This is a genomic window from Butyrivibrio sp. FCS006 (assembly GCF_000424525.1).
Taxonomy (GTDB): Bacteria; Bacillota; Clostridia; order Lachnospirales; family Lachnospiraceae; genus Butyrivibrio.
Genome location: NZ_KE384204.1, coordinates 430,340 through 446,480, shown reverse-complemented (window position 1 = coordinate 446,480; position 16,141 = coordinate 430,340). Strand labels below are relative to the sequence as shown.

General features: G+C 38.0%; 13 protein-coding genes. All 13 read right to left on the bottom strand.

Annotated features, from left to right (window positions below; genetic code table 11):
- Positions 1 to 12: 12 nt before the first annotated feature.
- The 13 genes from rffA to G633_RS0113220 all read right to left on the bottom strand — a co-directional run bounded on the left by rffA (position 13) and on the right by G633_RS0113220 (position 16,063).
- Positions 13 to 1,140 carry a dTDP-4-amino-4,6-dideoxygalactose transaminase gene (gene rffA, locus G633_RS0113280; protein WP_026520194.1) on the bottom strand — a complete coding sequence of 376 codons (1,128 nt, stop codon included), beginning with the start codon at positions 1,138 to 1,140 and terminating at the stop codon, positions 13 to 15.
- Positions 1,127 to 2,605: a hypothetical protein gene (locus tag G633_RS0113275; RefSeq protein ID WP_026520193.1), complete on the bottom strand. Its 1,479-nt coding sequence runs from the start codon at positions 2,603 to 2,605 to the stop codon at positions 1,127 to 1,129. The genes rffA and G633_RS0113275 overlap by 14 nt, the downstream gene beginning before the upstream one ends.
- A gap of 452 nt (positions 2,606 to 3,057) precedes the next feature.
- On the bottom strand, positions 3,058 to 3,750 hold the full coding sequence (locus G633_RS18520; RefSeq protein ID WP_051200218.1) for a CatB-related O-acetyltransferase: 693 nt from the start codon (positions 3,748 to 3,750) through the stop codon (positions 3,058 to 3,060).
- A 27-nt stretch (positions 3,751 to 3,777) separates the two neighbouring features.
- Positions 3,778 to 4,896: a glycoside hydrolase family 99-like domain-containing protein gene (locus G633_RS0113265; protein WP_026520192.1), complete on the bottom strand. Its 1,119-nt coding sequence runs from the start codon at positions 4,894 to 4,896 to the stop codon at positions 3,778 to 3,780.
- Between the two features lie 20 nt (positions 4,897 to 4,916).
- Positions 4,917 to 6,029, bottom strand: a complete 1,113-nt coding sequence (locus G633_RS0113260; RefSeq protein WP_026520191.1) for a glycosyltransferase family 4 protein — start codon at positions 6,027 to 6,029, stop codon at positions 4,917 to 4,919.
- A complete protein-coding gene (locus tag G633_RS18515; RefSeq protein WP_051200217.1) occupies positions 6,026 to 6,787 on the bottom strand; it encodes a glycosyltransferase in 762 nt (253 codons plus the stop codon). The genes G633_RS0113260 and G633_RS18515 overlap by 4 nt, the downstream gene beginning before the upstream one ends.
- The gene (locus G633_RS0113250; RefSeq protein ID WP_207638114.1) at positions 6,777 to 8,066 is read right to left on the bottom strand and encodes a sugar transferase; all 1,290 of its coding nucleotides are present in this window, start codon (positions 8,064 to 8,066) and stop codon (positions 6,777 to 6,779) included. Before G633_RS0113250 ends, G633_RS18515 begins: the two co-directional genes overlap by 11 nt.
- 164 nt (positions 8,067 to 8,230) lie before the next feature.
- Positions 8,231 to 9,733, bottom strand: coding sequence for a hypothetical protein (locus G633_RS0113245; RefSeq protein ID WP_026520189.1), 1,503 nt, complete (start codon positions 9,731 to 9,733; stop codon positions 8,231 to 8,233).
- 4 nt (positions 9,734 to 9,737) lie between these two features.
- Entirely contained in the window at positions 9,738 to 11,429 is a 1,692-nt protein-coding gene (locus G633_RS0113240) for a hypothetical protein (RefSeq protein WP_026520188.1), read from the bottom strand.
- 37 nt (positions 11,430 to 11,466) lie between these two features.
- Positions 11,467 to 12,525: an acyltransferase gene (locus tag G633_RS0113235; protein ID WP_026520187.1), complete on the bottom strand. Its 1,059-nt coding sequence runs from the start codon at positions 12,523 to 12,525 to the stop codon at positions 11,467 to 11,469.
- 2 nt (positions 12,526 to 12,527) lie between these two features.
- Entirely contained in the window at positions 12,528 to 14,063 is a 1,536-nt protein-coding gene (locus G633_RS0113230; RefSeq protein WP_026520186.1) for a hypothetical protein, read from the bottom strand.
- Positions 14,064 to 14,079: 16 nt separating this feature from the next.
- Positions 14,080 to 15,573, bottom strand: a complete 1,494-nt coding sequence (locus G633_RS0113225) for a DUF6056 family protein (RefSeq protein WP_026520185.1) — start codon at positions 15,571 to 15,573, stop codon at positions 14,080 to 14,082.
- Between the two features lie 115 nt (positions 15,574 to 15,688).
- Complete coding sequence (locus G633_RS0113220) at positions 15,689 to 16,063, bottom strand: desulfoferrodoxin family protein (protein WP_026520184.1); 375 nt, start codon at positions 16,061 to 16,063, stop codon at positions 15,689 to 15,691.
- Positions 16,064 to 16,141 lie beyond the last annotated feature (78 nt).

Here is a 16,141-nt window from a genome sequence, read left to right as displayed (position 1 = left end):
GCCGCCACCTTATTATGAGTAAAATTCTACAAGAGAATCTATAGTAGTTTGAACATCCGTAGCAGTAATTCCATAATACATTGGTAGTCTGACTAATCTATTGCTTTCTTTTGTTGTAAAAACATCTTCACCAAAAAAAATACCATACTTCAATCCTGCTGGCGCAGAATGTAATGGAACATAATGGAATACGCATCCTATATCAAGTTCTCTCATTTTTTTTAACAACCTGGTTCTTTCGTCAAGATTTTTACACTTTATAAAAAACATATGGCCATTATGCTTACATTCACTTGGTACATATGGTCTTTCAATGTGACCATCTTTTTCCAAGCATTCTAACGCATCCCAATACAGTTTCCAAGAGTCTAATCTATTTTTATTTATTCTGTCAGCATTTTCTAATTGAGCATACAGGTACGCTGCATTCATCTCACTTGGTAAATAACTATCGCCGAAGTCTACCCATGTATATTTATCAACTTGTCCTCTAAAGAACTTGGAACGGTTAGTTCCCTTTTCCCTCAGAATTTCTGCGCGTTCAATATATTTCTCATTGTTGATGAGAATTGCACCGCCTTCACCCATTGAATAATTTTTTGTTTCATGAAAAGAAAAGCAACCAAAATCGCCTATTGTCCCAAGCGCCTTACCTCTGTAAGTTGACATAACACCTTGCGCAGCATCTTCTACAACCATTAAATTATGTCTTTCTGCAATATCCATTATAGTTTCCATTTCACATGCAACACCAGCATAGTGAACCGGAACTATGACTTTAGTCCTTTCTGTGATGGCCGCTTCAATTTTATTTTCATCAATGTTCATTGTATCAGGTCTGATATCTACAAACACGAGCTTTGCTCCTGCTAAAACAAAAGCATTTGCAGTAGAAGAGAATGTAAATGACGGAAGAATAACTTCATCTCCTGGATTTATGTCACATAAAATAGCTGCCATGTCTAAAGCTGTCGATCCACTAGTAGTAAGTAACACTTTCTTTGCATGAAATCGCTCTTCTAACCATTTACTGCACAGTTTTGTAAATGGACCATCTCCGCATATTTTATGATTCTCTATTGCTTTTTTGACATAATCTATTTCATTGCCAACCATAGGCGGAACATTAAACGGTATCATTTTTACTCCTCACTCTCTTAATAAGACTTATTAGTATTCTATAAAAAAATAATTTAGGGAAACATTTCCATAAAGATTTATTCCGCTTCGTCACTATCGCATTAGCTATGTCCTCATAGGAGAAACGTTCTAAAAACTCTCTTTTCAATTTATTTACATCAACATCTTCTATAACCCCATACGTAAACTCTGTTTTATGTTGCTCAATCATAATTTTAATATTACGAATATAGCAATCTTCTGAGACAACTGCTCCCTCAAGCAATTTTTCTCTTTCCTTCAAATAATTTGCATCTGATAGAAGCTTGTCAATATCTGTAACAAGATTCTCAAATGAATCATATTCAATCTGCCTTTTTTCTTGATTGATAAGAATACCATCTGAATCACTATTATGTTTCAAAGTAATTGGTATTTTCCCAGCTAACGCGGCGTATCTCATCATTAATCCACCAAACATTGGATATGTATTGATATAAATAGTACATCTCTTCATTATTTGAAAAAAATCCGGACGTTCTCCAATTAAAAAAACCCTTCCTGGATATTTGTTCTCGAGTTTCTTAACCTGAGAATCATCTCCATACCCAGCATATAGGTATTTAATATCAGCATGTCTCAGTAATATATAATCAATAATTCTATAATAGACATGTTCCTCATCTCCCAAGGTCTTATACAAAGAACCTCCACTAAACAAAAATCTACTAGTGTCGTCAAACGGCAAACCTTGATATTGAACATCGTCAACAAAGAGATTTGCATCAAGGCGTGTCATTTTATCTAATGGAATTCCTCTATATAAGTGTTGAATACATGCCGATAATTGACGCCCACCATTACATATGTCAAATGCATTTATCCCCAGCCAGAAAGCATGATCTGTAAGATCAATTTGGCATCTAAAACATCTATTTCTCAAAGAGTTAAAAACTACTACTCCCGAAACATCATAGGGTGTAGTGTACATATATGCAAAATCAGGCGCTTCATTTTCAAAAATATCCTGCAACTGACTGATTGACTTCAAATATGAATTCCTATTTTCATAGTATTTCCATGTTACATCATATCGCTCAAGCACATTAGACAAAGTAGGCTGTTTGCCTTTTGATGATAAGGGCGATACATATATGAGCTTGTAACCATTCTCACAAATAGCTTTATTCATGACAATGGAAATGCCTCTTCTATCTAATCCAAACCCATCATAAAACAAAACTTTTTTACGTCCTCTTACATTATTTTGCGTGTTGCTAAAGGAGAATTTCACTACGTTTTCACTTATTTGAATAAGCAGATTCTCTAGATTTAAATCTGTATAAAACTGATTATACTTGTATGCAACATTTGCAGCTGAAGCAATTGCCTGAAGCGATATTTCAAAATTCCTATTATCTATATGTTTCCTTGCAATACCAATCAGTTCCATGTAGTATTTGTAAAATTCAGCATTTTTATCCATTGCTAAGTCCTCAAGTGCACTTACTTAATGAGTCTCATGCACCCCGTGTATTTACATTAAATTTTCACAGAATCACCTTGATATCATATGAAAATTTATTAATAACGCAGTCACATATATTTAGTAATATCGCAAAAAGAGTTACCCCCGGTTCACGGAGTAGAGATTATCCAACTCCGATAATGTTTCACCCCACTACAATTCAAAAAAAGAGCGTTTGTGATGTTCTTAGAATGTAAACGATTCTCATCAAATTGAATCAAGAATCTTATTAAGAAATGACCTTTAAAACTATATATCATCTGACATCACGTATTCCTGCTGGTCTAAAATCTATTAAATCTATATTAGTCATAAGAATATCCTTAAATTATTATATTTAAGTTTACATAATTATATTATGTGTTTTCCTTGTTATACAAACCTACTCTGTTAACAGCTTAACACAATCATTATGTTGTTTTATTGTCTATGATACAATTACACATAATATCTTTTTTTGAAAACCATGAGAATAGGCTCATTACATCCTCAATACTCAAATCATCAATTGATTTATATAAATCATCTATATGGTCACAAATCATCCCTTCTGAAAGTTGACTATAATCAAATGTTAAGAGAAAATCGATTACTTCCTGCGAGAATCGGTACTTGATTACTTTTGCTGGAACTCCACCAACAACGGAATATGCTGGCACATCTTTATTTACTAATGCTCCCGCTCCAACAATAGCCCCTTGTCCAATTGTGATTCCTGACATTATTGTAGCCCCATATCCTATCCATACATCATCCTCTATAACTATATCGCCTTTTCCAAATGCTTCTGTCTTCTGTGATCTTAACACTTTAACCTTAAAAGGATATGTAGATATATGATTTAAATAGTGTTCTGCATCGAGGACAAATGTAACATTTTGTGCAATTGAGACAAAATTCCCGAGAATCAAATCATGATCGTCGCCATAATTGATAAGCCTAATCTCTCCATATGTACCTTTTCCTACAACAACATGAGAAAAATCAAAATCTGTCATGGGAATTGTATCGCTATCAGGATGCATTTTATGCCATTTCCGTTTTCTTATCCCACTTTTTATTATGTTTTTTATTTCCCCTAATACAGAATAGTCTGAAATCATTAGCACTCCCTATTATATCGTCGAAACTCAATCCAGCTTTTGCGCGTTCCGTAATGCCTCTAAATACTCATATTTGCTTTCTGAATCCGGTTCTAAATAAGCACCCTCTCCCCATTCATTCCATGCCGTCAAAAAAACATATTCTTTCCCTTGTTCTTTAGATATTTTAATAAGCCTTGCTAAATAATATTGAAATTTTTCAGGAGTTGCACCTACTGCTATTTTGGCTTTCTTCCCTCGTCTTGGGGTATCATCATATTTTACAAATCCACTTAGAATAGTATCTTTTTTTGATCTTTTCGCCTCCTTAATAAGTACATTCCAACACTCATCATATGTAAATATCTTAGGTTTCCCTGACCAATCTGAGTATAATTGCCTAACCTTATAGTTAAAGTAATTGCTATAATTACAATATACAAATGGAGAGTATTTAAATCTTTTATCTACCGAAAAGTCTCTCCTATCATCTCTTACCATTGAATACATTCCTGGGAATCCATTCCTTTTTGCCAATTCATCCCAATATTCAATCATGCTTTTTATTGTATCTATATCATTTTGAGGCTGAAAGATACCAAACATGGGCTTTCCATCTATTTTTATATATCTTTCATCTCTAAAAAAAGGCAATAGGTATTCAAAATGAGCCTTCCAGTCCTCTTTTCCTCCGTATACCAGCTCCATCAGAATACCATTATCTTTTTTTACGTTATTCTTGACTAAACTGCTTTCATCAAAATTCGGAGCCCAATCGTTTGCATTTCTTACATTGCTCCATGTTCTTTTCCATGTGCTGTTATCCCATAAAAACATAAAATGTATGTCTATACTCTTGTCAGCGAGTATTATTTCGGCAGGCTTTTCTAATAGGTATTTACCAGTAGAAAACCAATAATGATATATTCCAAAGCCATATACCCCATATTGTCTGGCTAAATTTGCCTGCCAACGTATCTCCTCTGGATTATCTAACTTGTAATAATGGTCTTCATATGGGACTTTTGGTTGCTTCTGTCCTTTTATAATAGGTTTTGCCTTTTTTACTGCTTCCCAATCCGTATATCCTTCTCCCCAAAACTTGTTGTTTTCTTCTATTTCATGGTACTGAGGAAGATAATTTGCTATTATTTTTACTTCAGTCACTTATAAATGCTCCTTTTATGCTAATCAGTACATAATAGTTGTAAATACTCTTTTGCCACTTTTTTTATCGAATAGAACTCCAAAAAATCCGAAGAATTTCTACTGCTTATATTGGAAGAAATCATATCTGCCCACTCTTTAGGATCCTTTGGGTTAGATACATAATTTGCCTTACCTTTAGTCACCTCTTCTAAACTAGTGCATTTAGTAGTCAATACTGGAGCACCTAATACCATCGCCTCAATAGGTGGCATTCCAAATCCCTCAAACACACTTGGAAACAAAAATACTTTGCAGCTTTTATACAGCCTATTCCTCTCATTTTCTTCAACAAATCCCGTGATAATAACATAGTCTTCCAAATTTAGCTTTTTCGCCAAATCAAGTATTTCAGCTTTGGATTTTCCTCCAACACCCGATATTATCAATGGGAATAGCGCTGATGAATTTCTTTTTTTCAATTCATTTAATGTAAGTAGTAAAGTATTGAGATTTTTGTGTGGTAATAGAGAACTAACTGTATAATAGTACTCTCCCTCCTTTACTCCATATTTATCAAGTACTGACTTTGATGCGCAATTGTTTACATCTATATCAATAGCATTATGTATAGCAACAACTTTATCAGGATTTGCTTTTAGTCTCTGTATTATATCGTTTCTTACATAATCAGAAATTGCAATTATCCTATCAGCATGCCGAACCGTATGATTCCAATTAAATCTCATCCATAAAACTCTGAGCGAGCTAAAGTATTCAGGATAATGCAATGCTTGCAAATCATGAATTGTAGATATAACTCTTATGCCTTTTGTTCCAAAGAACGGGATTGAGTATATTGGTTCAAATAGTGTATCAATATGATTCTGCTTTAGAATTCTTCCCAACTTAATATTCTGCCAAATTACCCTCTTTAATTGGACCGACGAATCAACTTCGTATACAAGTTTCTCAAAGCAATCAGCATTATACGCGTCAAATGTGTCAGCATTACTTGCAGACATGATCAGTACTATTTTTATGTCTGAAGGATTTAGGACATTAATACCTTTAAGAATATTTCGAATATATGATTCAGTTCCGCCAACTTGATTATGTCTGACCCAAGTTAAATCTATTGCTATTTTCTTCATTGCTTTTGCCTATTTCTACATGATTCCAGGATGTATTTACCAAGCTCTACTACAACTACATCTACTGCATGAGCATAAGAATAACCATATTTTCGATACATCTCTGTTTTTGTCTTGATTCTATCTTTTATATCCTGCCATGATTTACTATGGCTCATACCTTCCACAGTGAAATCCGCTATTGTTTCATTCAAAACCTCAACATGCTTTTTACCACTTCTTATATAGAGAAATAAATCCAAATCATCGCTCATACACTTTACTGGATAGGGATGTTCTAAGAGAAGATCTCTCTTTGTAAACTGTGTTGGATGATTCCAATGCCTAGTATTTACAAACTTGTCAATTTTGCTTCTTTTTATCCAAGTACTACCATCAGGATTAACCATTCTGAGATCGGCGTATGCCATGTCATATCCACTGCATCGATTGTATAATTCAACCATCTTTGCTACAGCAAATGGTTCATACCAGTCATCTGCATTAATCTGACCTACAATCTCTCCAGTAGCTAACTTAGCTCCTTTATTTAAGGCGTCATACATGCCTTTGTCATTCTCGCTGATAATCTTGAACTCGTACCCGCGATTAATGAAACGATCCTGATAAGATTCACAAATACTAACTGTATTATCTTTGCTGGACCCATCCAGAATCAGGTATTCAATATTGTCATAAGTCTGATTTAGAACTGATTCAATTGTTTTTGCTATCGTTGCAGATGCATTATAAGCTACAGTTAGTATGCTAACCTTCATTGATTTCCTTTTGTTTCTCCTCCGAAAAACCTTCTGTGCTCTCCTTCTGTACCAATATCTTAACTGTTTCAAAGAGTATCTGAAGATCAAGCAACAACGAATAATTGGTTATGTAATAAATATCCATCTTGAGCTTACTAAGAGGACTTGTGTTATACTTTCCGAATACCTGCGCAACTCCGGTAAGTCCACCTTTTACTTTAAGTCTGAATATGAATTCCGGGATATCTTTCGTGTACTTTTCAACATGTTCTACACGTTCAGGTCTTGGGCCAACTATGGACATATCACCTTTGATGATGTTAATTAGTTGTGGAAGCTCATCAATTCTTGTAGGACGGATTACATGACCAACTTTAGTTATGCGGTCATCAGCTTCTCCTGCAGGGTGTGGTCTACCGTCTTTTTCGGCATCTACTATCATAGATCTAAACTTAAGGATGCTAAATACTTTACCACCTATAGTAACCCTGTCCTGTCTGAAGAATACCGGACCACCATCCTCAATCTTTATAGCAAGAGCTGTGACAAGCAAGATAGGGCTTGTTATTATCAAACCAATAAGCGAGAATACAATATCAAAAGCTCTCTTTGCAAATAGCTGATGGAATCTTAATCCATTGTTTCTACAAAGATAAAGCGGAGTATCAAATAGGTTTATATTCTCTGAGTTCTTGCCTATTATGTCTGATATCTTTGGGGTGAAATAAACTCTTTTACCAATTCGAAAGCATTCTTTTAGAATATCATTCTTGCGCTCTGAAGGCACATCATTAAGAAGTACTGCCTCATATTCATCCAACATTGGGAGAATATTGTCTACACCCTCAGCAATACTTACCGACTTAACTATATGGTATTTGTCAGGTCTTCCATCCATAAAACTGATGGCCTCATGAGTGTTGTCACCATAGATTTCCAATATCTGCTGAGGCTTAAATAGTTTCCTATAGAGGTCGACTAAGGGAAGAGTGAGAAGACACAATACTACTGACTGTACTATTGCCAAAAGTAAGTATCTCCACAAGAAATTTGGAAAATATCTGAACTGTCCTGTTATTGCGCAGGATACGAATAGCTCAATAAAATCCGTCGCGAACAGTGTCATTGTCTGGGAGGCCAGAAGGTTAGCCTTTCTATCAACACCAATAGTGAAGGCCTTAAGATTCTTACCAATAAAATAATATAGGATCAGGTATATACCGGTAGCCATGAGAAGGTTACCCGCCCCTAAAAGGTAACCGGTATTATTGTTAACCGATACAAATCTATACCACACAAAGAAAAACATGGCCGTTGCTATTAAGCACAAGGCGGCCATGCATAGCCAGCGATATATATATCTGCTTTGAATCTTTTGTTTGTTCATTGTTGCTCCACCTAATCACGTGTTACAACGATTATACTATAAACCAGCCCCAAATGCACATTGAATGCTAAATCCTAGTTTTGCTTTTCAAGTCCTGTAGCAGCCAGCAACACATATAGGGGCGCCCAAATCAACAAATATCTGGCCTGAGCTTCAAAGAGAGTGACAAATGCTGTTGCTCCCATCAGGGCTATGTATACTACTATCACAGTACTTCGATTTTTCTGTTTTCTTATACCTGAGCAAAATGCCATTGACAAAATGCCGAGCCAAATGGTCTGCTCTATATTAAACAGCCAGTCCGATCCACCATTGGAAGGGCGATAAAAGTATCTGATCCAGGTATTTATGGCGGAATCGTCTTCCAAAGGATCTGATATGAAGTCTGCACCTGTCAGCGCATAGCCAAAAGAGCCGTCATTATAGTTCATAGTAAGCTTCCTTCCATATAGAAATAAAAGCTTATCCGGCCACAAATTCTTTACTCTTTTCTCAAATTCAGACTTGTTCCTCGACACTCTCTCATCAGGGTCTGAAATATACATTGATAACGTCAGATCATCATTATTTACAGTTCCATCCTTTTCATAATTGTGCCCCATCATAAGATAATGCCAAGCAGATAGAGCTATAGTATCATCACGCTCAATTCCAGTGATGTTTTCAAAGCTTTTGTCAAGTAATGTATCTCCCGCTTTAAGCAGAAGCATGCAAGAAACTGCTACAACAATAATATTAGCTACGCCACTAATAAATTTCTTTTTCCCAAAGTCTGAAATAGTTACTATTACAATTCTCAATATGACTGCAATCAGAACTATAAATGTTGGGGCTTTCATATAATAGCCGATGACTGATACTAACACTATGAGAGCCCACTTGGTAAGACTTTTCCACCAAGTTGAGCCGGAAAGCCTACAAAAAAGCCATATAACAAGCATGGGAAATAAGATTCCTAAAGAGTCTGTGTAAACGATGAATATCCATGGGGATGCACTGATAAATATGATATAGAGAACCAGTCCAAAAACAGCAACTCTTTTGCCATGCTGAATTTGCAGATAGTCATAGAGCAATATCCCCGTCAGCCAGAACACAATACACGTGAATAATACTGCACAGCCATAAAGAGCTGTTTTAGTGGATAGCCCCATTCCAATGCCTAACCTGAAGATAGCAGTTAGTATTAGCAGTATCAGCCTATTATTAGGATTTAAGGAGTAATAGTCGACAGATATATCTTCTCCCAACGCAAGATGCATTGCATCATTTGTAACAACTCCGGCATCCCAACCAGTTATAAACATAGCGCCAAAAGCTACTATTACTGACAAAGTGAACATTATTACGATTAGTATCCATGGCTTTATTACGTCATAGAACTTTATTGTTATCAGGTATTTTATTCCAAACAGAACTGCAACTCCTAATGGTAGCAAGATATAATTAGGAGCCACAAAAGTCCTTTTATGAAACTCGTTATAAGGGATACTATCAGCAAATAACAGTAATACTATGATGAGTGCCAGCATTACATGAAATATCACCGATGTTACCTTTTCTAATATATTACTCATGTACTTATGAACACTTCTTTCTTTTGTAAATTACAAAGAAAATGATAAACAGAGTTGTAACTAAAGTAATAATATAAGAGAGTTTCTGAATACGCGTACTACGATAGGTTACCATCAGGTGCCCCACGCCTTCTCCGTCTTCCGGCATGAAGACTCTTGTGTAGCCGTTGTCATCATAAGCTTCGCCCACCGAAAGCTCTTTTACCGGATTACCATTGTCATCGATCAGATAAGCCCTATACCCGTAGTAATAAACATAGGGCACGTCATAGTACTTCTTGTCGAGGAGAACCCATGCTTCATAGTACTTGTTGTCATCGTGCTTGAAGCCCTCTGCACTTGTTCCGTCATCACAGCGGGAGATGCCCACCTCTTTACATTCGCTGGGCTCACACTCTACCGGGAGCCATTCACCACAGGAAATGCCGTAGTCTGCAGCCGTTTCCAGGTAGGTAATATCCAGGCCGGTGTTTCTGGTGTAAGCGCCAGGGTTATAAAAGTCCGGTTTGATGTATAGTCTGGTGGCGATGATGAGGATGATGCTGACAAGTGCAAAGACTACAGGACTCTTGATAAGGGGTGTATCCTCTTTTTTCAGTATCTCATCTTTAAAGGTCTTGATCGCAATTCCATAGAATATGATCATAAGGGGCATGACCACAAGTGTCAGTCTGTCTGTTGACTGGAAGAATGCGAAGAACTGACCAATGGGGCCTTTCCAAAAAGCCTGTGATTGCATACAAACGATATGTAGTACGGTCACGATGAGATATGTCAGGCCTTCCATATATACCTTGCGGGTTCTGATCATGGTGTAGATGAAAAGAGCTGCTGCCAGGATGAACAACACAAAATACACTGGTGCTATGCTGTGGATCACCTCTGATAAGCTCAGGATGTGATCGTTGATGTCTATATAGTTGTCATAGATAACTGTGTACTTGGTGTGGATGGCAAGTTCGATAGCCGGGAGCCAGTACTGAGCTGTAAAAAACAGGCCCAGCATGCTCACTCCGAAGAGTTTGCCCAATATTCTGGGGTTTTTGATGATCGTCTTTATATTGATCAGAACCATCATGAGCAGAGCTATCATCAAGGAGATGAAGGAAAGGTGATGGCTTAAGACGATCACAACTATGCCGATGGCGTATTCAATATATCCGCCTTTCTCATCCTTGAGGGCTCTGCTGAGGCCACACATGGTCATGGGCAGGAATGCCTGAGCAACAAAGGCGCCTATTCCGAAACCGTCATAGAGGTTTTCCCACAGGAAAAACGTTCCGAAGTAGAGGATGTCCGCTATCAGGGCAATTCTCTTATCACCTATGAGCTTATCTAAGCTTTTATATGTGGTTATTGCACCTATTATGGCTGCTACAACAACATAGAACTTAAGTGCAGAGATAATATCCATTCCAAGGAGAACGAGAATAGCTGATGGATACAGAAAGAAATCCGGATAGAAGAATCCTACTCCATAGCCAAAACCTCTCATGGACATGGGGCGAAGTTTAGCCGGGAAGATGCCCTGCTGCAGGGTTCTGACCAGTGACAGGAGTCTTCCATAATGAAATCCATTCTCGGCTCCTTTCGGTAGATCTTTTGCATAAAAAGGGACGAAGAATGCAAGCAGCATGATTATTATAATAGCGAGGTATACCCCCTCTTCCTTCATAAACCTCTTAAACTTGTTCATTAATTATATTTCCTTCCACAATCAATTGATTTCATTATTAACAGTATTGTTTTTTAATAATCAAAGCTATTACTTTATTCCAGATATTATCTAATACTACTGCTATGGCTATCGATATCAAAAATGATATTACTCCAATAGCCGGCACTGATAGCACTGTAGCGAATGTAAATGTATTTAATCCTAATAACCGATTCAACATAGTAATTACAAACTGGTGCACAAGATAAAGTGTAAACGTGTGATAACCAACAAAACGTAAAATACGCCCAACTCTTGTTTCCTTGTTATTCTCATGTACATAATACTTAGCCAGCAAGAATATAGTTACACTCCTAAAGAAATCTCCCACTGCAAAATTACCAGTCAAAAAAGCCAATTCCATTTTAAAATGTGAAGCATAAAGTATCAGTATAACTACAGGAACTATGTATAAGGCGATTCCTGCCATAAATAGCTTCACAATCTGTTTTCTTTTTATCTCAATCATATCAAGATAATATCCCAGCATATAATAAACTGCATATCCTGAAACAACCTTAGCATCAATACTTGAATAAGCTCCGGAAAGATATCCTCCCGATTTTGATGAAACAACTCCAATTATTTCTAATACTTCAGGTATTAGTATGGATGTAATAAATCCTAATACTATGAAATATCTCAAAAGCTTTACATCTTTCGCTACATGTCTAAGAATCGGAGTAACAAGATATAAGCCAGCAATCATGTATAAAAACCACAGATGTGAATATCCCCTTACAAATGATGCTGCAACTGAGTCCCACCCATTCTTCAACTCAAATACAAGTGCATAGAAAAGAGACCATCCAACAAAGGCAAGCGCAATCCTAAAAATATATTTAGTTACTATGGTCTTTATATCTATATCTTTGCTCAAAAATAGGCTTCCACTTATCATACAGAAAACCGGCACAGCCCAGTTTGATGCCATCAGATAAGCTTTAAATATGTTCCAATTAATACTCCCCACTTCTGTAAGATGAAGATTCTGAGAAGATACATGTATTATTATGACTGCAAAAGCAGCAAAAACCCTAAGGTAATCCAGATAGTTTTTTCTATTCTTAGTCATTGTTAAGGCTGATCTCCATATAAGGCTTCCCATTCAGGTCTGTGGATGGATCTGCATGAGTTCTTTCCATAGAATGAAGCAACAGTAGTATTATCTATATTTGACGGATCAGCTACTATCGGCATATGCATCAGTGGTCCCTGTTCATTATTAATCTCAGGGACAACCACATCCATAACATCTTCCTGTGACATAAGTTCCCGCTGAAGTTTCATTTGTTCAAGATAATCATCTGCCTGGCCGGTCAAATAGTATTCCATACATACATAATCAGTATATTTCTTAATTCCATGCCTTCCAAAATACAAAGCAATAAAGAGGACTATTATGGTGATAGCATAAGTTGCAATAACACCTCTTCTATCTACCTTAACTAAATCCTTAGATACAAGCCATCCTTCAATATAAACTATGGATGCAATGCAACAAATAAAAAAGGTCCAGAAATTAAAATTGAAATAGCCGGACGAAACCACACCCCCAGCATATATTCTAGGCGCATATATACTAGCATTAATCAGGAATGCAGTTACTAGAAACAATATGGGATGTGAAAAAATTCTCGTTACACTCTCCTCATCATTCTTGTAAAGTTCTTTTATATACATCCATGAAATAACTGCAATGATAGCAAATGCAAATAATATTAGTGTTTTCTCACCAATAAATGTTACTGCAGCATCTTTGATTGAATATGTAATGCTTGATATAACAGTATCCACTATACCGTTAGCCGGAGTGGCACCATTGCTTATATCTGAAGCACTTCTAACAGCATTGCCAGGAGCCAGCGCGCTAATAATTAGTCCAATTATTTCTACAAGAAATGGTAATAATAGCCAAAAATTTCTCTTATCTCTTACTTTTCCAATAACAAAATCTGCGAGCCATAACACAAACATCGCTTCTATAAGCAATAAAGCAGCCGGATATGTAGCACCACCCATAAAAAGTGCTGCAATTGTCAGTGCGACCAAGTACCGTGTTTTATGTGTCATCAGATAATTATCGCCTGCAACAACTCCCACTATTGCCAAACACATCGGCATAACGTAATGGATACATCCAACCCACCAGAAGATTGCTGATTTCTGAGATGGAACAAGCTGAAAACTAAATGTCAGAAATATCAGCGCAATAATCAGCCAATACATACCTGGAAAATTCCATCTGACTTTAAGAAAATGATGGGCTAGCAGGCAATAGCAAATAATCTGGCCAATCACGAAAATATACGGGACTATTACATATGCCGTGTCTGAAAACACTTCAGGATGAAGGCAAAATACAAAACAATCAAACCAAGTTCCCTGCCACCCATGATAAATACCAATGGTTGTTTGTACCGCTTCTTTTACTGCCTGTATAACAGAACCTGTTGCCATATACGCCAAGTGCGATCTGGCGCCATAACCATAATCATCGCCACTAGCACAATCATATCTGGCAATGATAACAACCGGCACAAGAGATATGGCCAGTATCAATATTAGCAAAGCTACGGAAACATATTCTTTTTTTGTGCCTTTATCTCTCATAATCTCAATTATCCTTTTATTTCACCAGGTAAATTCTGTCTTTGTGGTAATACTTGCACATGCTCTCATCTCTGTAGTTGTCCGGATCTCCGGTAATGTCGAATTCAGAGTAGTAGATGGGCTTAGGCTGCTCGTTTATTACGTTCAGGGTCACTTCTTTATCGTCTGAAAGAAGGATATTGGTCCATTCGTTCCTTGCATCTGCGTAGCGCTTGGCTTCGCCGATGAGGAGGGTTCTGGTTGCGGATATGGAAGTAATGTTGTCACGGTTCTCCTTGGGGATAGTGTTGACGCCAAGGAATATGGTAAGTCCGGCGATTACTATCAGGAGGTATCGAGTCAGGTATGTCTTGGTGAGATCCGGGTTTATCGCGATTCCTTTGGATTCGAAGAGTGCTCTGGTGCGGATGACTGACTCCAGTTCAAGGAGCATCAGGAATACGACAAATGTGTAATATCTGACATTCTGGATTCTTCTTGGGCCGACTTCGCTCATGGAGTACTCGGTTGGAGTGAAGGTTGAGGCGAAGAGGCAAAATGCGATAATGAACAGGATGAAAACCGGTATTTCAGGGGTCAGGCTCTTTTTGTCTTTTGCATAGTGCCATAGGAATGGCAGGAGCAGGAGGAGAAACATTATTACAGGGAGGTTCAGCCACTCGTTGAGGTAAGCGAAGGCGTCAAGGAATGAGACTCCTATTGCTTCCAAGACGGGTCTAGAGACTGACTCTGCTGCCCTGACCTGATTGCCCGGGGCTAGTACGTTTATTATGAAGCCGGCGGCTGAGATTGCAGTTATTATTGTGAGTTTGATGAAGCGTTTGATGCTTGTGGCGGCGGGGATGTCTTCTGCGTGGTGTTTTTTGGGGACTACCCAGATTTTTAGGGCTGAGTAGATGATGGCAAGGGCCATGATCTCCAGGTTTAAGAGGCCTGTTACGAGGTTTCCACCACCTATGAAGAAGCCAAGGATGCAGGGGAGGATGAATCTCTTTTGCCTGATAAGCATTCCCCACTGGATCAGCATCAGTGAATAAAACAGGGTGTAATAGCTTGAGCCGTTCCACCAGTAGAAGCCCTGGATTGCGTGCGGAAGGGTCTGCATCAGGAGGATGGAGATGGATGCAAATACTACTGTTGTGAGGCTGCTCTTCTCCTTGAAGAGTGCGGTTATGAACAGGTAATTGCCGAGGAGGAACAGCGCCACCAGGATGAGGGTGGACAGGCCATAGACTCTTTCGGAAATTATGCCGGGCTGAAGGGAGAAGATGGCGATGGCAGAAAAGGAGCCCTGCCAGGTATGATATGCTTCTACTACCTCTTTTCCCATGGCACCAAGTACGGCGATTATCGAATGCGTGGACTGCCAGGCATCGTGGGTTCTTGTGCTGTAACCATAGTCGTCGACAAAGGGTCTGGCATAGATTGCTATGACGAGCATAGGGATCAATGACAGGGTCAGGAGGATGGTCAGGAGTTTTCCGGATTTATTTAGAAATTCGTTGGTCATGAATTGGGGTTATCTCCTCTTTGGGTTGGTGGGACGAAAAAACAATGGCGGGGTATAAATGCCGCCATTGTTATAATATAGGAAATTATGGGGAATAGCAATGTGGGGTGTTATGTTAAACTTCCTTGACCCACAAGCCATGGAGATTGCAGTACTCATATACTGCAACAGCCCTTTCACCGTCTGCGAGTACGAATTCAGCTACGGGTTTCTCAGAAGGCTTAAGGTACTTGATCTGAGCACCGGTTGTTGTTTCCAGAGCGATGAACTGGATGTAGTGTGCATCCATCATAGGGTGCTCAACCTCGCCAATCTGGACCTTAATAGTATTTCCATCTACTGTTACTGCAGGTACGTGCTTCTCTACTGCACCGTCTACTGCTCCGGGTACGAGCTCTTTCATTGGCTCGCCACAGCATACAACAGGTACGCCTGAGTCAACTAATTTAGTGATTATATTTCCGCAAGTTTCACATCTGTAGAATTTCATTTAGGTTTCCTCCTTTTCCGGCTTTGCGCCACTTAATGTTATTATAGCATAGTTATATGCTTAATAAGTGTAATATCG